The 19,297-nt window shown below is 62.0% G+C and carries 18 protein-coding genes; 7 read left to right on the forward strand and 11 right to left on the reverse strand.

The features are described 5' to 3' along the window. Position 1: 1 nt before the first annotated feature. Positions 2-1,453: a serine hydrolase domain-containing protein gene (locus tag JQ597_RS21640; protein ID WP_212266244.1), complete on the forward strand. Its 1,452-nt coding sequence runs from the start codon at positions 2-4 to the stop codon at positions 1,451-1,453. Positions 1,454-1,500: 47 nt separating this feature from the next. On the opposite strand, the gene JQ597_RS21645 is transcribed toward JQ597_RS21640, so the two are convergent. The 4 genes from JQ597_RS21645 to JQ597_RS21660 form a co-directional block, all read right to left on the reverse strand. Further along, on the reverse strand, positions 1,501-1,929 hold the full coding sequence (locus tag JQ597_RS21645) for an HIT family protein (RefSeq protein WP_212266246.1): 429 nt from the start codon (positions 1,927-1,929) through the stop codon (positions 1,501-1,503). A 47-nt stretch (positions 1,930-1,976) separates the two neighbouring features. Then, complete coding sequence (locus JQ597_RS21650; RefSeq protein WP_212266248.1) at positions 1,977-3,224, reverse strand: GNAT family N-acetyltransferase; 1,248 nt, start codon at positions 3,222-3,224, stop codon at positions 1,977-1,979. Positions 3,225-3,364: 140 nt separating this feature from the next. Then, positions 3,365-4,111 carry a glycerophosphodiester phosphodiesterase gene (locus JQ597_RS21655; RefSeq protein ID WP_212266250.1) on the reverse strand — a complete coding sequence of 249 codons (747 nt, stop codon included), beginning with the start codon at positions 4,109-4,111 and terminating at the stop codon, positions 3,365-3,367. A gap of 12 nt (positions 4,112-4,123) precedes the next feature. Continuing rightward, positions 4,124-4,591: a RidA family protein gene (locus JQ597_RS21660; RefSeq protein ID WP_212266252.1), complete on the reverse strand. Its 468-nt coding sequence runs from the start codon at positions 4,589-4,591 to the stop codon at positions 4,124-4,126. A gap of 247 nt (positions 4,592-4,838) precedes the next feature. On the opposite strand from JQ597_RS21660, the gene JQ597_RS21665 reads away from it, so the two are divergent. After that, positions 4,839-5,708, forward strand: a complete 870-nt coding sequence (locus JQ597_RS21665) for a cell envelope integrity EipB family protein (RefSeq protein ID WP_212266254.1) — start codon at positions 4,839-4,841, stop codon at positions 5,706-5,708. Between the two features lie 159 nt (positions 5,709-5,867). Here the strand turns inward: JQ597_RS21665 and JQ597_RS21670 are convergent, their stop codons facing one another. Further along, on the reverse strand, positions 5,868-7,160 hold the full coding sequence (locus tag JQ597_RS21670; RefSeq protein WP_212266256.1) for a DNA polymerase IV: 1,293 nt from the start codon (positions 7,158-7,160) through the stop codon (positions 5,868-5,870). A gap of 173 nt (positions 7,161-7,333) precedes the next feature. Continuing rightward, positions 7,334-7,633, reverse strand: a complete 300-nt coding sequence (locus JQ597_RS21675; RefSeq protein WP_212266336.1) for a DUF3572 domain-containing protein — start codon at positions 7,631-7,633, stop codon at positions 7,334-7,336. Positions 7,634-7,887: 254 nt separating this feature from the next. Here JQ597_RS21675 and JQ597_RS21680 point away from each other — a divergent pair, with 254 nt between their 5' ends. The 4 genes from JQ597_RS21680 to JQ597_RS21695 all read left to right on the forward strand — a co-directional run bounded on the left by JQ597_RS21680 (position 7,888) and on the right by JQ597_RS21695 (position 12,596). Further along, entirely contained in the window at positions 7,888-8,253 is a 366-nt protein-coding gene (locus JQ597_RS21680) for a response regulator (protein ID WP_027538546.1), read from the forward strand. Between the two features lie 15 nt (positions 8,254-8,268). Beyond that, a complete protein-coding gene (locus JQ597_RS21685) occupies positions 8,269-9,642 on the forward strand; it encodes a PleD family two-component system response regulator (protein ID WP_212266258.1) in 1,374 nt (457 codons plus the stop codon). Positions 9,643-9,803: 161 nt separating this feature from the next. Next, positions 9,804-12,065 carry a multicopper oxidase domain-containing protein gene (locus JQ597_RS21690; RefSeq protein ID WP_212266260.1) on the forward strand — a complete coding sequence of 754 codons (2,262 nt, stop codon included), beginning with the start codon at positions 9,804-9,806 and terminating at the stop codon, positions 12,063-12,065. 66 nt (positions 12,066-12,131) lie between these two features. Beyond that, positions 12,132-12,596 carry a hypothetical protein gene (locus tag JQ597_RS21695; protein WP_212266262.1) on the forward strand — a complete coding sequence of 155 codons (465 nt, stop codon included), beginning with the start codon at positions 12,132-12,134 and terminating at the stop codon, positions 12,594-12,596. Positions 12,597-12,775: 179 nt separating this feature from the next. Here JQ597_RS21695 and JQ597_RS21700 read toward each other — a convergent pair whose 3' ends face one another. Next, positions 12,776-13,981, reverse strand: coding sequence for a serine hydrolase domain-containing protein (locus JQ597_RS21700; RefSeq protein ID WP_249148090.1), 1,206 nt, complete (start codon positions 13,979-13,981; stop codon positions 12,776-12,778). Positions 13,982-14,188: 207 nt separating this feature from the next. Continuing rightward, positions 14,189-14,785: a TetR/AcrR family transcriptional regulator gene (locus tag JQ597_RS21705; RefSeq protein WP_212266264.1), complete on the reverse strand. Its 597-nt coding sequence runs from the start codon at positions 14,783-14,785 to the stop codon at positions 14,189-14,191. A gap of 134 nt (positions 14,786-14,919) precedes the next feature. On the opposite strand from JQ597_RS21705, the gene JQ597_RS21710 reads away from it, so the two are divergent. Next, positions 14,920-16,152: an MFS transporter gene (locus JQ597_RS21710; RefSeq protein WP_212266266.1), complete on the forward strand. Its 1,233-nt coding sequence runs from the start codon at positions 14,920-14,922 to the stop codon at positions 16,150-16,152. A 552-nt stretch (positions 16,153-16,704) separates the two neighbouring features. Here the strand turns inward: JQ597_RS21710 and rpmG are convergent. The 3 genes from rpmG to JQ597_RS21725 all read right to left on the reverse strand — a co-directional run bounded on the left by rpmG (position 16,705) and on the right by JQ597_RS21725 (position 19,284). Further along, the gene (gene rpmG, locus JQ597_RS21715; protein WP_027537094.1) at positions 16,705-16,872 is read right to left on the reverse strand and encodes a 50S ribosomal protein L33; all 168 of its coding nucleotides are present in this window, start codon (positions 16,870-16,872) and stop codon (positions 16,705-16,707) included. Positions 16,873-16,998: 126 nt separating this feature from the next. Continuing rightward, the gene (locus JQ597_RS21720; protein ID WP_212266268.1) at positions 16,999-18,324 is read right to left on the reverse strand and encodes an LLM class flavin-dependent oxidoreductase; all 1,326 of its coding nucleotides are present in this window, start codon (positions 18,322-18,324) and stop codon (positions 16,999-17,001) included. A 222-nt stretch (positions 18,325-18,546) separates the two neighbouring features. Next, positions 18,547-19,284, reverse strand: coding sequence for an NUDIX hydrolase (locus JQ597_RS21725; protein WP_212034932.1), 738 nt, complete (start codon positions 19,282-19,284; stop codon positions 18,547-18,549). Positions 19,285-19,297 lie beyond the last annotated feature (13 nt).

The raw sequence follows: 19,297 nt of genomic DNA on the forward strand, positions 1-19,297 counted from the left end.
CATGAAGCGGACGGGCCTGAGGCTTTTCACCGCGGTCATGCTATTCGGCCTCGCCGCAGGTGCGGCGGTGCGAGCGGATTCGCCTGCGATCGTGGAGCGTTATCCCGGCGCGGCCTTTGAGTCGACGACGCCGGAGGCTGCGGGTTGGTCGGCCGAAAAACTGGCGGAGGCAAAATCCTGGTCGCAGCAGATCGCGCCGTCAGCCGCTGTGATGATCGTTCAGCACGGCCTCGTTGTTGCCCAATGGGGCGACGTTGCGATCAAGTCCAACCTACATTCGATCCGCAAGAGCCTGCTTAGCGCGCTGATCGGTATTGCCGTCGACGAACACAAGATCGAACTCGGCGCGACCATGGAAAGCCTCGGCATCGACGACAACACGCCGGGCCTGACCCCGACCGAAAAAACTGCGACCGTCGGCGATCTCCTGAAGTCGCGGTCGGGCATCTACCACGCGGCGCTGTACGAAACGCCGGGCATGGCCCGACGACGCCCCGCGCGCGGCCGTCATCCACCCGGAACCTTCTGGTACTACAACAACTGGGATTTCAACGCACTCGGGACGATCTATGAGCGCGCCACGGGAGACTCAATCTTCACAGCCTTGCAGGGCCGGATCGCGCGGCCGATCGGGATGCAGGACTATCAGCCGGGCGACGGCGAATATTTCAGGGGCAAGCCCTCCGAGCATCCCGCCTATCCCATCCGCATGAGCGCGCGCGACCTGGCCCGGTTTGCGCTGCTCTATCTGCACGAGGGACGGTGGAACGGCCGGCAGATCATTCCGAGCGCATGGGTTCGCGAAAGTACGCAGTCCTATTCCGATGCATTTCCCGACCAGGGGCGGGGGTACGGCTACGGATATCTGTGGTGGATCGGATTTCCCGATAACAACGGCGCACCGATGGTCAGGGTCCCGGCCGGCACCTTCGCCGCCATGGGTGCTGAAGGGCAGTATGCCTTCGTGATCCCGGCCTACGATCTCGTCATCGTTCATCGCGTCAACAGCGATGTCCCGGTCGGGCCGCTACCGGGCCAGCGCAAGCCCGAACCGACGACCCCGCAACTTGCGCGGCTGCTGTGGCTCATTCTGTCGGCGGCAGGCGACAGGGATGTCGGGCCGGATGTCAGTCTGGCTCACGCGGCGGGCGATCGTCTCGCAGGCGAGGAAATCAAGGCGAAACTGACCGGGGCGACTTTTTCGGTCGGCGAGATGCTGAGCGGCGGCCCGTATCTATGGCAACTGCGCGCCGATGGGACGCTTTCGATCCTGGCGGGCGCCGAGCAGCGGGAACGGTTCACGGGTTCATGGCGCGTCGACGGCGATCGCCTCTGTCGAACTCTGAACGAGCCCAACACGCGCGAGGCATGCTTTTCCGTTGTCGCAAGCCGCTCCCGGCTACAACTCTTTACTGCGGATGGTCTAATGAGACTTGATACGCGGGTGCAGTAAGCGCGGGCCGTTGGGTTCATGGGACCCGGCACGCTCTTGCAGCTCCGCTACCCCTTCAACGCCGCGATCAGCTTGGTCGCGTTGTCTTCCAGCACCTTGACGTCTTCCTTGCGGCTCGCCGGCGGCAGCATCGCGACGCCCTCGTGGCGTGGCAGCACGTGCATGTGGAGGTGGAAGACGACCTGTCCGCCGGCGGGTTCGTTGAATTGCTGGATGGTGATGCCGTCGGCCTTGAAGGCCTTCATCGCGGCGGCGGCGATCTTGTGGGCGCCGCGGGCGACATGGGCGTAGTCGTCGGGCGAGATGTCGAGGATGTTGCGGGCAGGCGCCTTCGGGACCACCAGCGTGTGGCCGGGCGAACGCGGCATGATGTCGAGGAAGGCGAACACATGCTCGTCCTCATAGACCTTGTGGCAGGGAAATTCGCCGCGCAGGATCTTTGCGAAGATGTTGTTGGTGTCATAGGCGGCGGACATGGTGGTTCCCTCGGTTTGCTCTCATTCTCGGATCGATATTGTAAAGGTCAAGCCTCGTCGGCGGCCTTGCGGAACGGCCCGGCCTCGGTGAGTTCCCTCCCGACCTCGGCGACGTAAGCGCGTTCGCGCTTCAAATAGTCCGCGATCGCCCGGCGCAAATCAGGATCGGCGATGTAATGCGCCGAATAAGTCGTCTGCGGCAGATATCCGCGCGCCAGCTTGTGCTCGCCCTGCGCGCCGGCTTCCACCGTTTTCAGGCCGCGCTCGATCGCAAACTCGATCGCCTGATAATAGCAGACCTCGAAATGCAGGAACGGATGATGTTCAACCGCGCCCCAATTGCGGCCGAACAGGGTGTCCCCGCCGATGAAATTGATGGCGCCGGCGATCCAGCGGCCGCCTCGCCGCGCCATCACCAGTATCACGTCCCGGCTCATGCTCTCGCCGATCAGCGAGAAGAATTTTCGCGTGAGGTAGGGCCGGCCCCATTTGCGCGAGCCGGTCTCCATGTAGAACGCAAAGAAGGCGTCCCAGGCCTCCTCGGTGATGTCACTGCCGGTCAGGCGGTGGATGGTGATGCCGGCGGACACGGCCTCGCGCCGCTCCCGCTTGATCGCCTTGCGGTGACGGGAATTCAGCGATCCCAGGAAGTCGTCAAAGGTCTTGTAGCCGTCATTGTGCCAGTGGAACTGCTGGTCGGTACGCTGCAGGTATCCCTGGGCGCCGAGAAACTTTGCTTCCGCCTCGCGGGCAAACGTTACGTGCACAGAAGAGGCGTTGGTGGCGTTGCACAGCGCCATCAGCCCGCTTGCCAGCGCCGTCCCGATCCGCTCGTGGTCGACGTCGCCGCGGATCAGCAGCCGCGGGCCGGTGGCGGGCGTAAACGGCACCGAGGCCTGCAGTTTTGGATAATAGCGGCCACCGGCACGCTCATAGGCATCCGCCCAGCCGCGGTCGAAGACGTATTCGCCTTGCGAGTGCGATTTCAGATAGCAGGGTACGATGCCGGCGATGCCGCCATCGAGCCGGGCGAGGAGATGCCGCGGACCCCACCCCGTGCGGGCGCAGGCCGAGCCGGAGGCTTCGGCGGCGGCAAAAAAAGCGTGAGAAACGAAAGGGTTATAGGCAGGTTTTGAGTCGGCGCACGAATCGCCTGCCACGCCGGGTGAAGCCAGCGTGTCGAGGTTTTCGAGGCTGTTCGGATCGCCCTTCGGATTGGCGCAGGCGTCCCATTCCGCAGCCGGGATATCGCTGGCGGAGGGGACGGCTTCGAGGGTGATTTCGGATGACGCCATCGAGAATTCGGACCGGTCCCACACTGCGATCAGCCATCGCGATGGTGACCAACATCCGGAAAGATCGTGCATTGCACGCGCGACTTCAAGGCCGTGCAGTGCGGATCAGGTTCCCGGCGGGAAACCTCGAGCCCAAGACGTCAGGGCACAAATCCCTCAAAGATCATCTGGTCGGCGTAGCTGATGGCGCGGGCGCGCTGGTCCGGCGTGCGCACGGTCCAGGTCAGCAGCGGCAGGCCGAAAATGTTGCGGGCGATCCAGGGCGCGGCCGCCGGCAGTTCGTTGACCCAATAGGCGACGAAATGCGGCCGGGTGCGGAAGGCGTGGCGCAGATGGGTCATGCCCCGGCGCTGTGCCGCCGACGCTTCCGGCCATTCGTCCTCAGTGTATTCGCGCTCGGCCACGATGCCGCGGGGAAGCAAGGGGATCAGCTCGCGCAGCGCCAGCACCTGGTCGGGGTCGAACGACATACCGACTGCGGGTCCGGAATAGGTAGCGAGCACCTCGGCCATCCGCCCCACCAGTCTGCGGTCGCCATCGAAATGGCTTTTGACCTCGATCACCAGGGGCACGCGGCCGGCGACGAGGCTGCAGAGATCGCCGAGCGACATCATCCGCTCCGGCGTATTCTTGAATTTGACCGCCTTCAGTTCGGCGGCGGTCTTGCCGAGCAATGCGCCTGAGCCCTCGGTGAGGCGGCCGAGCGCATTGTCATGATGCACCATCGCCTCGCCATCGGCGGAAAGCTGGATATCGACCTCGATCGAGAAATTTCCCGCGATCGCCGCCTGCACCGCGCCCGGCATGTTCTCGAGGATGCCGCGCGCAGCGTCATGCAGGCCGCGATGGGCGACCGGCCGTGCCGTCAACCAATCAGGCGCTCGCATCGCGCGTTGCTTTCAGGAGACCTCGAACACGCCGTCGACTTCGACCGCCGCATCGGAGGGAAGGGAAGAGACGCCGACGGTGGTGCGGGCATGGCGCCCCTTGTCGCCGAAGGCTGTGACCATCAGGTCGGACGCGCCGTTGAGCACCTTCGGCCCGTCGAAATAATCCGGCGCCGAATTGACGAAGCCGCCGAGCCGGACCACGCGCACCACCTTGTCGAGATCACCGAGCGCGGCCTTGATCTGCGCCAGCAGATTGACCGCGCAACCCTGTGCGGCGGCATAGCCCTGTTCGGTGGTGACGCCGGCGCCGAGCTTGCCCTTGGCGATCAGCTTGCCTTCGGCATTGGCGCACACTTGGCCGGAGACGAACAGCAGGTTTCCGGTGCGGACGAAGCCGACATAGTTCGCCATGGCGGCGCGGGGCTCGGGCAAGGTGATACCTTGTGCCGTCAGCTTCTGTTCGACCGTACCCGCCATGTTTCGTCCCCGTTTAAATTGACCACATCTGACCTTTTCAGGTCCGCATTGTTTCGCGCATCACGTTCGAGGTTGCAAGCGAGGGCGGATTGGAGACGGATACCCGCAAGCGGCGGCATTTCCGAGAACAGGCAGGAAAACGTGGCATTCCGGCGTCAAATTCCTACGATTTCGTGACACCGCCCTAGTTGCGACGCAATAGGGCCGACAGTAATGTATCGAATCTTCCGCTTCACAAGGAGAACACATGGCTCGACCGTTCCGGATTCCGCCTCGTGCTTGGGTGCTGACAATCGCAGCCGTTGCAACAGGATCGGTTTTCCAGGCCGGGCCAGCGCTGTCAGCCGCAAGCGGGCCATTCCTTGCCCATCAGGCGCTCTACGAACTCAACCTGGTCAAGTCGCGCGGCTCCAACGCCATCAGCGGCGCGCGCGGGCGCATCCTTTACAATTTCTCCGGCAGCGCCTGCGAGGGCTACACGTCCGAATTCAGGCAGGTGTCGGAGCTCGACAGCGGCGAGGGCAAGCTGACGCTCAGCGATTTGCGCTCGAAGTCCTGGGAAGACGCGGCAGGCAAGAGCTACCGCTTCAAGATCGACACGCGGATGAACGATACGGATTCCGCCCCGGTCGACGGCGTTGCCGAGCGGACCGGCGATCACATCACGGTCAAGCTGAAACAGCCGGTGGCGAAGACCTTCAACCTCGAAGGCAAGATCGTGTTCCCGACCGAGCAGATCCAGCTCATCATCGCGGCTGCCCGCGAAGGCAAGTCGGTGCTGGAACTGATGGTCTATGACGGCTCTGATAATGGCGAGAAGGTCTACAACACGCTGTCGGTGATCGGGCAGCCGATTCCCGGCACCAAGACCATCGCTTCCCCCGATCCCTCCACCGCGAACGACCAGATGAAGTCGCTGACGCGCTGGCCGGTCACGGTGAGCTATTACGACCGCGACGCCAAAGCCAAGGACGGCGAGCAGACGCCGGTCTATGCGATGTCGTTCGAGTTGTTCGAGAACGGCGTCTCCCGCGCGCTGATGCTGGACTACAATGATTTTGTGATTTCAGGCGCGATGGGCAAATTCGACGTCAGGGATTCCAAGCCGTGTAAGTGACGGGCGAAAGCCCGTCATTCCGGGGCGATGCGAAGCATCGAACCTCAGATGCGCAATTGCGCATCGGGGAATCTCGAGATACCGGGTCTGGTCCTGCGGACCATCCCGGAATGACCAAGAGTGGATTGCTTCGCTTCGCTCGCAATGACGAGGAGATAGCTATTCTTCCTCCTCTTCGTCCCCCACCGGCCCCTTATACGCAATGCCCCTGATCACAGCGGCATTGCCGAACTTCTTCCTCAGATCATCCATCGCGCGCTCGGCGTGGGCCGAGCGGCGATCCAGCATGTCGGTGTCGTCGGCCTGCGAGCCTGCGCGCAGCGCGCTGACGCCGGTGCCCATCAGGCGAAAGGCGGTGCCGTCGATCTCCTTCGCCAGCAATTCTCGGGACACCGCAAAGATCTTTGCCGCCAGTTGCGTCGGCGCCTGGATCGATTGCGAGCGGGTGCGCTGCCTGAAATCGGCGGTCTTCAATTTCAGTGTGATGGTCAAACCGGAAAGGTTGCTGCTTTTGAGGCGCGATGACACCTTCTCCGACAGCCGCCACAGCGTTCGCTCCAGCGTCGCGAAATCGCGGATGTCATTATCGAAGGTGGTCTCGTTCGAAATCGTCTTGGCGCCGCGATCGGGCACCACCAGGCGGTCGTCGATGCCGCGCGCCAGCCGCCACAGCCTTCGGCCTTCGCTGGCGAACTGCTTCATCAGATCGACCTCGTCGGCGCGCTGCAGGTCCGCGATGGTGCGAAAGCCGCGCTGCAGCAGCTTTTCCTGGGTCGCGGGGCCGACGCCATAGATGAAACCGACCGGCCTGTCGGCCAGCATCTCGCGGGCTTCGGCCTGGTCGAGGGCGGCAAAGCCGCGCGGCTTGTCGAGATCGGAGGCGATCTTGGCGAGGAACTTGTTGCAGGACAGGCCGACCGACACGGTGATGCCGATGTCCCGCTCGACGTCACGGGCAAAGCGCGCCAGCACCTTGGCCGGGATCATGCCGTGGACGCGCTGGGTGCCGGAAAGGTCGAGAAACGCCTCGTCGATCGACAGCGGCTCGACCAGCGGCGTCAGCGTCTGCATGGCGTGGCGCACCTCGCGGCCGACCCGGACATATTTGGCCATGTCCGGCCGAATCACGATCGCCGCGGGACACAGCGCCAGCGCCTTGAACATCGGCATCGCCGAGCGCACGCCAAACGTCCGCGAGATGTAGCAGGCGGCCGACACCACGCCGCGCTTGCCGCCGCCGATGATGACCGGCTTGTCGGCAAGTTCCGGGTTGTCGCGCTTTTCCACCGTCGCGTAGAATGCGTCACAATCGATATGCGCCATCGCCAGCGCCGGTAACGAAGGGTGCCGAACCAGGCGAGGGGAGCCGCATTCACCGCACCGCCTGGCCTTGATGTCGAGGTCGCCGAGGCAATCCCGGCAAAAACAGCGCGGACCGACTGGTGCTCCCATTCCGCAGTTCGCACGCATTTGCCGCACCACCTATGCGAACTGCGGAATGATAAGGAGCACCAGCAACATTATTTTTGCCAGTGCGGCTGATGAATTTGAAGTTCCTACGAAGAGGTTACCGCGAGTCTGGTAGGAACTTCAAATTCGCCGCACTGGTGCCTGCGCCAGTGCGCTCACGGCACGTCGCGCTCCCAATGCGGGTCGCCCAGCACCTGACGGGCGGCGGCGATGTTGGTCGGATGGAGCTCGGAGGCGGCCGCAAACGCCTTCACGGTTGCGTCATCGCGCATCACGAAATCCAGCACGCTGGCCAGAAATTGCGGGTCGGCGGCGGCCGTCCGGAGCGTCTCCGGGCCGATTCCGCTCTCGGCTAGAAACAGGCCCAGGCGCTCCGGGTCGGACGCAATGAAGGAAAGCGCCTGAACCGCAACGATTTCAGCTACTTCCCGGGGGTTGTGAACAGGCTTTTTCAACAAACGGGTTTGCCTTTCCGTTAACTTATGGTCTCTAGTTTGATGGCCATCATGCCCGAGTCTGCGGAATGTGTTCAAGCAAGTGGAAACCGCTTCGCGAAAAGATGGCACTTGTTAGTAGAAAAACAGGACTCGGATTTAACGGGTTAGAGCGAATCTGGCGCTAGTTTGATTTCACTTTTCGACAAGCCCGGAAAGACGGTGCGGAAGCACCCAAAGGCCGGGCCTGTATCCTGGGATAAGGGAGGGACGGGATGGCCAAAACCGTCCTGATCGTGGAGGACAACGAGCTCAACATGAAGCTCTTTCGCGACCTGTTGGAAGCGCATGGCTATCAGACCTCCGGCACCAGCAATGGCTTCGAGGCGCTCGATCTCGTTCGCAAGCTGCGCCCCGATCTGATCCTGATGGATATTCAATTGCCGCAGGTATCCGGCCTCGAGGTGACGCGCTGGATCAAGGACGATCCGGAACTGCGCGCGATACCGGTGGTCGCGGTGACGGCATTCGCCATGAAGGGCGACGAGGAACGCATCCGCGAAGGCGGCTGCGAGGCGTATTTGTCCAAACCAATTTCGGTCGGCAAGTTTATTGAGACAGTACGGCGTTTTATTGGGTAGTGGGAGTGAGTTTCGATGTCTGCGCGTATCCTGGTCGTCGATGATGTTCCCGCCAACGTCAAGCTGTTGGAAGCCCGTCTGTCGGCCGAGTATTTCGATGTACTGACCGCCACCAACGGCGCCGAGGCGCTGGATGTCTGTTCGCGCGCAGAATGCGATATCATCCTGCTCGACGTCATGATGCCCGATATGGACGGCTTTGAGGTCTGCCGCCGGCTGAAGTCCAACCCGGCCACGCATTTCATTCCGGTCGTGATCGTCACCGCGCTCGATAGCCCGTCCGATCGCGTGCGCGGCCTGGAGGCCGGCGCCGACGATTTCCTGACCAAGCCGGTGTCCGACGTGGTGCTGATCGCGCGCGTGCGCTCGCTGACGCGGCTGAAGATGATGACCGATGAGCTGCGCATGCGCGCCATCACCTCGCTGGAAATCGGCATGGAAGCGCCCGAACGTACGGCGGTGGCCGACAAGGGCGTCGGCGGGCGCATCCTGTTGGTCGACGACCGCCCGTCATCCTACGAGCGGCTGGCGCCGCTGCTCTCCACCGAGCATACCGTCGATGTCGAGGCCAATCCGGCCGAAGCGTTGTTTCATGCCGCCGAAGGCAATTACGATCTGCTGATCGTCTCCCTCAGCCTCGAAAACTACGACGGCTTGCGGCTGTGCAGCCAGGCGCGCTCGCTGGAGCGGACCCGTCAGGTGCCGATACTGGCGATCTCCGATGCCGACAACAATGCGCGGCTGCTCCGCGGGCTCGAGATCGGGGTCAACGACTATCTGCTGCGCCCGGTCGACAAGAACGAATTGCTGGCGCGCGCGCGCACCCAGATCCGCAAGCGCCGCTATACCGACCATCTGCGCGACAACGTGCAGAACTCGATCGAAATGGCGATCACCGACGCGCTGACCGGTCTGCATAACCGCCGCTACATGGAAAGCCATCTGGCGACGCTGGCCGAACAGGCCTCGAGCCGCGGCAAGCCGCTGGCGCTGATGATCCTCGACATAGATTTCTTCAAGGCGATCAACGACAATTACGGCCACGACGCCGGCGACGATGTGCTGCGCGAATTCGCGGTGCGCATCCGCAAGTCGATCCGCGGCATCGATCTCGCCTGCCGGTACGGCGGCGAGGAGTTCGTCATCGTGATGCCGGAAACCGACCTGCATGTGGCAGGCATGGTGGCCGAGCGGCTGCGCCGTTCGATCGTGAGCGAGACGTTCGCCATCGCCAAGGGCACCAAGCGCATCGAGGTCACGGTCTCGATCGGGCTGTCGACGCTGGAGCGCAAGGGCGAGGCGGTCGCCGACGTGCTTAAACGCGCCGACACGGCGCTCTATCGCGCCAAGCACGACGGGCGCAATCGCGTGGTTTCCGCCGCGGCCTAGCTAGTCGTCATTGCCTGCGGGCGTTTTGCCGCAGTGCAACCGCTGTTGTGCACACGCTTTGATTGTGCTGTGATGTGCGCTAGCGGGAGTCAATTGCAGTGACTCATATTCGGGCTGCTCGTATATCCAATTCATACTTTGCCTGGGCAATTGCGGCTGTCTTGATCCTTCCTCTCGGGATCGAACCGTCCCATGGCCAGATCACCTGCGCACAAGATCCAACAGTGGGCGAGTGCGAGTTGGTGCTGCCGCCAGTATGTTCGCGAGATCCCGCCGCATCAACCGCGCCGGCAGCCCTCTGTACGGTAACAGATCAGCCGGTTCCGGGTCTTCCAAACGCCAAACGCGTGCAGGTAAACCTCAAGGCGGTGACCAGCGAGATCAAGGTCGGCGGTTACACGGTTGAGACTGAGAACTACAATGGCTTCTATTTATCGCCAGTGATCGAAGTAGACGTTGGCGATACCGCGGCAGCGGTGCTCGAGAATTCGCTCAAACCCCGGGTGCCATCAGACTCGGATGGTGCGAACGCGGGACACCACGGGACCGACAACGCCACCAACCTGCATTTTTTCCATGGCGGTGTTGTAACTCCCCGGAATGCCCGCCGCACAAATGATCCCAACGATGATGCCGCAAGGAAGGGCGACGGCGACAACGTCTATACATATTGGAAGCCAGGTGAGGCGCCGTTCGCTTATCACGTGCCAATACCACACAGTCTCGACGCGCGCGTCCTCGACGAGGTCGGCAAGATCCCGCATCCGAGCGGACTCAATTGGTACCATTCTCATATGCACGGACGCTCGTCGGATCAGGTAATGGGCGGGCTGTCGGGATTGCTTTCCGTCGGCGACGCAAAGGCAAACGTGGTGGCGTGCAAGAAGGATCCAGCCGATCAGACCAAATGCCTTGATGACCCGCAGGCAACCGCTGGCCTCAAGGCGCGGACCGACGTCCGTTATGCGTTGCTGCGCGACATCTCGCTGCGAAGGATCGACGCGCTGCCGGATGCCGGCACGGCTACGCCCAAGACCGCAACCTGGGCGCCCGACCTCAAGGGCTGGGTCAAGGACGATGGCGAGTGCGGGGTGTGGCGCTTGGTCGATGGGCAACTCAAAGAGGACGAGGACGCCAAGCAGCTCCGGAAGGGGTATTGCCAGCGAGATAAGGACAACGCCTGGCTTTTCACCGTCAACGGGCAGCGCTTCCCCACAATCACGGTGGAGGGTGGAAGGAACCTGCTGCTCCGTCTCGGCAACCTGAGCCCGAACGTCGTCTATTGGCTGGAGCTCAATAACGAGCAGAACGAGGCCGACAAGCAAAAGCTGCTTCTTGTGGGCGTCGATGGGGTGGTTCCCGCCAAGGCGGTTCTCGCTGACCCGAACCGGATACCCGTTCAGGCGACGCCGGTGGACGATCTCGTTCTGATGCCGGCCTCACGCGCTGAAATTTTCATTCGCAATGATTGCCTGCGACCAAAAGAACGGACCTATGTCTTGCGCACCAAAGGTCTGAATGCCGGCACCGTCAACAACACAAAAAGCGATCGTTGGCCCGAAATTCAACTGATACGTATCGTGCTCAAAGCGAGCACCGTATCATGCACCGAGGAAATTGCGCTCAATGCGGTTGCAGCAAGAGCTGATCTTCAGGCCGTCATCCTGTCGAAAGGCGCACGCGTCGCGACGAAGCCGAAGGGCTGCGTCGACGACATCGATCCGGCAAAGAATGAGCATCGAAGGGTGACATTCAAAGACGTCAGCATCCCGCCACCCGGCAAAATAATAAATTGGAGCGTCCTGACCGAGATCGTGCATCCGCCGGATGGCAGCACTTCACCAGTGCCATACGACAGTTTCGTGTCAGTCGATGCAAAGACGGTGGGAAAGATCGACCCGGACGAAGGCCTCGTGGGCATCCCATTCGAGGACTACGATCTCGGCGACGGAAACATTGACTGGGACAACAGCAATGGTCTGCGGCCGCATGTGTGCGTCTTCGCCGATCCCAGCAGCCCCGGAAACACGAGCGGCCAACAACAACTTTGGGTGCTCAAGAACGGGACCGGTCAACTTCACAATTTCCATATCCACCAGATGAAATTTCGCCTGGCAACCGCCAAAGAACTCACCGACCAATTCAAGATCGACGTGACAAATGAGCCGGCGGAGGTTTGCGCCGATCCGCCCGCGTGCAAGGGGCCGGTCTACAAGCTGTACGAGGCCAAGGCGGCGGACAAGAATACGGAATGGCACGACACCATCCCGATGCCTCCGTCCAAAAAAGTTTTTGTCATCATGAGCTTTGTCGCCGAAGAGCAAGTCGGCCGTTACGTGTTCCACTGCCACATACTGAAACATGAAGACACCGGCCTCATGGCTCCGATCGAGGTATGGAAGCCGATGCCCGCGACGCAATAGGTGTTTTCCGTCATCTGTCGTGAAACCGGCGCTCGTCGTCAGGTGAAATACTTACAGGAGGATGCCATGCGAACATCGCTCAATGCAGTGTTGCTGTCGTTGGGTTTGCTTGGGCCCGGCTTGCTGGCCTCGGGCCCCGCCCGAGCCGATAACATCGTGATCACGAACCAGGGCGCCAAATGGAGGCTTGGCACCAATCCCGGGGTCAACCCGCTTCCCGTAGAAGTAAAGAAGGGTGACGTGATCGAGTTCAGGCTCGCGACCTTGGGCCACGGCGTCGTAACGCTGGACAAGCCGGGCAGCGATCCAAACGCCGCTGAGAATTTGCAACTGGTCCTCGCTTGCGGAGAGGATCCTAGTACCAAGCCCAACCACGTGCTGCGCGAGGTCGAGTGCGGCCGCAGCCGGTTTAATGTCGAACTACTCCCGTCGGTAAAGCTCCAGATAATGGACAACTTTCAGGCTGACGTTAATTTCTGGTGCATTATTCACCTCTCGGACATGTGGGGCACGTTCAAACTGAAGCCTTAGAGCCTTTCCGGGAAGTTTAGATTCATGGCGAGGCATTTGCAGCAATTCGCCTGAGCATGACGCGGATGAATGCAGCAACGGTCGTTGCGTGCTGGCTGGTCACTCCAATCTTCGCACGACACCGCGCTACATTGAGGCCAATCCGGAGACGCAGGTAAAGATCGTGGAGCTAGTCTAGCCTACCGCCCGCGCTTCACCGCGTCATACGCCAGCCGCTTGAATTCGAACGAGAACGGATGGACGAACGCCATCTGCCGCTGTGCCATCATCACGCCGGCCATGTTATGTCGCGGCGAAATCCACCATTGCGTGCCGGCGAGGCCGCCCCAGTAGAGCTCGCCCGAGGCATCGGGGTGATCGAACGGCGTCGGCTTTACGATCAGACCGCCGGCCAGCGTGTGCGCCTTGCCGACCTGTTCGCCCATCAGGGCAAAGCGGATCCACTGACCGTCCGGCAGCTGGTTGGTCATCATCTGCGCAATCGTTTCCGGCTTGAGCAGCGTTCGGCCGCCAGGCAGCAGGCTTCGGATCAACGCGACCATGTCGGGCATCGTTGAGACCAGGCCGCCACCGCCATTGAGTCTCGCAATGGGCCGCAGATAGGCGCCGGGGAAGGGCGCGTTATCGGTACGGGTGAGGCCCGGCTTCATCGGCTCCATCATGTCAGCGCCGGCGTAATACGCGACCAGTCTTCCCCAGTCCTTCTCCGGCACGACGAAACCGGTGTCGACCATGCCGAGTGGATCAAGAATCCGCGCCTGGATGAACCTGTCGAAGCTTTGGCCGCTGATGACTTCCACCAGCCGCGCCACCACGTCGATGGCAAGCGAGTATTCCCAGGACGTCCCCGGCTGATAGATCAGCGGCAGGTCCCCCAGCACGTCGACCATCTGGGCAAGCGTCGTCATCGGGTTGTGGACGCCGCGCTCGTTGATGGCCTTGAAGATCGTGGTGCCGGGATCGAAGAATCCGTAGCTCAGGCCGGAGCTGTGGCTCAGCAGTTGACGGATGGTGATCGGGCTCTTCGCCGGCTCCGTGTCATCGAGCGAGGTTGCGCCAGGGCGTAACACCTTTCGATTTCCAAGCTGCGGAATAAACTTCTCGATCGGGTCATCGAGCCCAAATTTGCCTTCCTCGAACAGCAGCAATGCGGCGCAGGAAGTGATCAGCTTGGTGTTGGAAAAAATCCGAAAGATATGGTCGGGGCGTAGCGGCGTCTGCGCTTCCTTGTCAGCCCAGCCGACGCAATTGACATCAACCAGATCGCGGCCGACCATGACCGCCCAGGAGATGCCGGACAGCAGATTACCGTCGATATAGCGCTGCATGGCCGCGTGGGCCGGTTTGAAGTCGTAACCGCCAGCCGTCACTTTCAGGTCTTCCATGGTGTTTCCTCATTTGCCGGCACACGCATCGCACGGGCCGAATTTTTTTAGTCGTCCCTGCGAACGCTCAGATGCGCAATTGCGCATCGGGGGACCCATAACCACCGGCCTCACTGGTAGCGGAAGGTAGCTACCACATCGCCCTATTGAAAGGCCACGGCGTATGGGTCCCTGCGTGCGCAGGGACGACGATAGAGCATGATTATCTCACCGTGTTTTTACTTGCGGCATTTGCGCGGCCCCACCGACCTGCACTCCCGCATTCGCCAGCAACACCGTTGCGGCCGCTTTCGCCGCTCTCGCCATCGCCGGATCGTTGCGCACCAGATCCTGCGCGATCGAGCCGTCGACCAGCAACGCTAGCTGCGTCGCAAGGCCTTCCGCGTCGGCGGCGCCGAGCTGCACCAGCAGATCGCGAAACCAGAGACGGCGGCTTTCCTTGAACGCGATTGCGATCTTGCGGACGGATTTATCCTCGCCGCCGAGTTCGGCCACCGCGTTGACGAACGGGCAGCCACGATAATCCCTGGCTGCAAAGCGCCGCTCCAGCGCATCGAAGGTGCCGAGAATCTGTTCGACGGGTGGCTTGTCTGACGGTCGAGGCTGCACGCAGCGGCGTGCCAGATAGGCCGATATCAACGCATCCTTGGAGGGGAAGTGGTTGTACAGCGTGCGCTTGCTGATGCCGATTTCGGCCGCGATGGTATCGACGCCGACCGCACGAATCCCCTGCAGATAGAACAGTCTATCCGCGGTTTCGAGTATCCGGTCCTTCATCGCCGGTTTGGCGGGCAGGGGTGCCATGCGTGCGCGCGATATCCTTCCGCCTTGACAGTCGGGAGCCCTTATAGACTAGTTACACAGGTCTGTGTACCTATTTCAGGTGCCAGTTGCAGGACGCGGCTTTTGAATCGCGGCCGCTAGGGAGAATAAAAACAATGGCCCTGCTGCAAATCCTGCGCCCAACGCTCCCCATCCTGATCGGCGCCTCGCTGATGCTGACCTTGAGCATGGGCCTGCGGCAGAGTTTTGGTATTTTCATGCAGCCGCTGACGAAGGACATCGGAATTTCGGTGTCGGATTTCACCTTGGCGCTTGCCGTGCAAAACCTCGCCTGGGGCTTCCTGCAACCAGTCGCCGGCGCCTTGACGGTGCGCTACGGCTTCCGCCCGATCATGATCGTGGGCTCGCTGCTGTACATCGTGGGCCTTGCCCTGATGGCGACCGCGCAGGGGATGATCCCGATCCTGATCGGCGCGGGTGTGTTGATCGGTTTCTCGCTGGCCTGCACGGCCAATGCGATTGCGATGTCGGTGGCGGCGCGCGCCGTGCCGGCCACCGTGCGCAGCACCGTGATGGGCATGGTCTCGGCGGCAGGATCGCTCGCCGCATTGGTGTCGGCGCCGATCGGGCAGATGTTGAATGAAGGTTTTGGCTGGCGCGCCGGCGTCGCCGGCTTTGTGATCCTGTCGCTGTTCATGCTGCCGGCGGCCTGGTACGCGGGCAGGGCCGACAAGATCCCGCTGCCGCCCAAGGCGGTCGACGACATCGGCGACGCTTCGGCTGCAACCGCCGCAAAGATCGCGTTCGGCAACGCATCGTTCGTGGTGATGACCTGCGCCTATTTCGTTTGCGGCATGCAGCTCGTGTTCCTCACCACGCATCTGCCGTCCTATCTTTTGATCTGCGGCCTCGATCCGATGCTGAGCGCGCAGACGCTCGGCATGATCGGCGGCTTCAACGTGCTGGGCAGCCTGTTCTTCGGCTGGGCCGGCCAGCGCTGGAACAAGCTTGCGCTGCTCGGCGGCATCTACATCGTCCGCTCGATCGCGCTCGCCTGGTACTTCATGCTGCCGGCAACGCCGGCGACCACGCTGCTGTTCGGCGCGATCATGGGCTTCCTCTGGATGGGCGTCGGCCCATTGGTGGCGGGCGCCGTCGTCGAAATGTTCGGCCTGAAATGGCAGGCGATGATCCAGGGCCTCGCCTTCATGAGCCACCAGCTCGGCTCGTTCCTCGGCGCTTACGGCGGCGGGCTGATCTACGACCAGCTCGGCTCCTACACCATGGCGTGGCGGATCGGCGTCGCGCTGGGGCTTGCGGGCGGAATCATTCAGGTCGCATTCGCGCTGATCAGACCAAGCGAACCGCCATTGGTGAAAGCGGCGTAGAATCGAAACAGGGCCGCATTTGACGGCACCAAGGCTATTCCTTCTAACGGCGCCAGGATTTGGCGAGGCGGACCGCTCCCTTGGCCCCCACCACTCCACCCACTCCAAGGCCAACTAGGGTTCCGAAGAGCACAAGGACGGTCCAATTACCACCGTGAATACCTCCTGGTACGAGACCGAGAAACAAGATCCCGATAGATAGAGCCGCGAATCCAAGCATAGCTGCTCCAACCGCGAAACCCACCAAGCCTGCGAGCAGGACAACCAGCTGCGTTCTCACTTCCCCCATCCGAAAATCCCTCGGGCACCTATAGCGTCTCTGACGATGGCGGCAGGAGTCAACTCAGCTCTCGTGCCCCGGACGCAGCGCAGCGCTTCTTCAGCGGTGCGCTGCAGAGCGGGGCCCATGTGTCGGCATCGCACTGTGTTGCTTTTCTGGGTCCCGGCTTTGCGGAGCAGCGTTGCACGCTGCACCGTGTCCAGGACACGAACCCGGAATCGAAAACGGGGCCGTGAGGCCCCGTTCAAGTCAGACAGCAGCGTTTCGAACGCTTACTTGATCTTCGATTCCTTGAACTCGACGTGCTTGCGCGCGACCGGGTCGTACTTCTTCTTGACCAGCTTGTCGGTCATGGTGCGCGAGTTCTTCTTGGCGACGTAGTAGAAGCCGGTGTCCGCCGTGGAAACGAGCTTGACCTTGATGGTGACCGCTTTGGCCATTGTTCAGAACCCTTGATGTGTGAAAATCGGGTGCCGGCCAAATCGGCCCGCATTTGCCGGGCAACCTAGCTTCTGATCGCCCAAAGTCAAGGTTTCCAGGGCAAATACCGGTATGAATCCGGGCAATTAACCCTCAAAGAACCGGTTTTTCGGCCTCGGCAGCCCCAAATTCTCCCGCAGGGTCTTGCCCTCATACTCCCTGCGGAAAATCCCGCGCTTTTGCAGTTCCGGCACCACCTTGTCGACGAAATCGTCGAGGCCGGCAGGCAGGAACGGGAACATGATGTTGAAACCGTCGCTGCCGCGGCTCGTCAGCCACTCCTCCATCTGGTCGGCGATCGTCACCGGCGTGCCGACGAAGGAGAGCCCGCCATAGCCGCCGACGCGCTGGGCGAGCTGACGCACGGTGAGCTTGTCGCGCGCCGCGACATCGACCAGGCGCTGGCGGCCGCTCTTGCTGGCGTTGGTCTCGGGGATTTCAGGCAATTGGCCGTCGGGATCGAAACCGGATGCGTCGGTGCCAAGCTGGACTGACAGCGAGGCGATGGCGCTGTCGTAATGCACCATGCTGTCGAGCTTTGCGCGCTTCTCCTTTGCCTCATCGACGCTGTCGCCGACCACGACGAACGCGCCCGGCAGGATGACGAGATGCTCGGGATTGCGGCCGATTTTTTCCATCCGCCCCTTGATGTCGGCATAGAGTTTTTGGGCATCGGCGAGAGAGCCGCCGCCGGTGAACACGGCCTCCGCCGTCTCTGCCGCGAGTTGCCGGCCGTCGTCGGAGGCGCCGGCCTGCACGATCAGCGGCCAGCCCTGCACCGGGCGGGCGATGTTGAGAGGGCCGCGGACGCTCAGATATTTTCCCTTGTGGTTGAGCACGTGCATCTTGGCGGGATCGAAATAGAGGCCGGATTCGACATCGCGCACGAAGGCATCGTCGGCAAAGGAATCCCACAGGCCGGTGACCACGTCATAGAATTCGCGCGCGCGCTTGTAGCGCTCCGCGTGCTCCATGTGATCGTCGAGCCCGAAATTCAGCGCGGCGTCCGGATTGGAGGTGGTGACGATGTTCCACCCCGCGCGCCCATTGCTGATGTGATCGAGCGAGGCGAAGCGCCGCGCGACGTGATAGGGCTCGTCGAACGTGGTCGAACCCGTCGCGATCAGGCCGATATGCTCGGTGGCGCCGGCCAGCGCCGACAACAGCGTGAACGGTTCGAACGAGGTCACGGTGTGGCTCCGCTTGAGCGCATTGACCGGCATGTTCAGTACGGCCAGATGGTCGGCCATGAAGAAGGCGTCGAACTTGCCGGCTTCCAGTTTCTGAATCAGTTTCTTGATATGCGGGAAATTGAAGTTGGCGTCCGGCCAAGCCCCGGGATAGCGCCACGCGCCGGTGTGGATAGAAACCGGCCGCATGAACGCGCCGAGCTTGAGTTGCCGTTGTGCCATCGCCCCGTTTCCGTGTTCGTTGGTGTTGACGAAAGAGATAGGCATGGGTGAAGGCCGCGCCATCGGGCGAGACGGGAAGAATCTTGCAATTTAAGGGATCGGGAGAGAAGGATTCTACGCCGCCAATACCGTCATTGCGAGCGAAGCGAGCAATCCACATCTCCGCACGGGGAAAGATGGATTGCTTCGCTTCGCTCGCAATGACGCTGTGAGAGCCGAGCCCTACGCCCCCAGCACGTCCTTCTGCATCTTGCCGCCGTAGAAATGGAAGAACGGCACCGGGGCGTCGTGGCGCAGCGGGCCGGTGGCGAGGCGGCGGTCGAGTTCGGCGAGCACGTTCTTGGTCATGGCATGCGCATCGGCGAGCGGTTTGGAGCCGATCTCGACCCAAACCAGCTCCACCAGTTCGGCGTCGGCGTGGATCACGCCCTCGACCTTGTGGGCGATTGCCGATGCGTCGGCGGTGAAGAAGCGGGTGTCGAAACGGCGGACGCGGCCGGGCGGGGTGATCGCGCGTGCGATCAGGAACAGGCTGGACGGATCGGGCAGCAGGCCGGCATCCGAGAACGGCTGCCAGGCGCCTTCGAGTTTGACGGGCTTCTCGACCTTGCGGCCGAGGCAGAGACCGGTTTCCTCGCAGGCTTCGCGGATCGCTGCTACCGCCAGCGCACGTGCGCGCGACGGCGCGATCTTCGGGCTGCCCTTCAGCAGATTGGCTTCGAGTTCGCCGGTGATGGGCGCGGCAACGGGAATGCGGTTGTCAGCCTTGTCGACGCGGCCGCCGGGGAAAACGTACTTGCCCGGCATGAACACCACATTGTCGTGGCGTTTGCCGACCAGCACCTTCGGCTTGTCGCCGCTCCGGTCGATCAGGATCAGCGTCGCGGCATCCTTCGGTCGGAAATAGGGATGGTGATCGGCTTCTTTTCCTTCGACGATTGCAGGCGCTGCTTCGGTCATTCCATCCCCGTTC

It is taken from the genome of Bradyrhizobium sp. AUGA SZCCT0177 (assembly GCF_018130125.1).
In the GTDB taxonomy this organism is placed as follows: Bacteria; Pseudomonadota; Alphaproteobacteria; order Rhizobiales; family Xanthobacteraceae; genus Bradyrhizobium.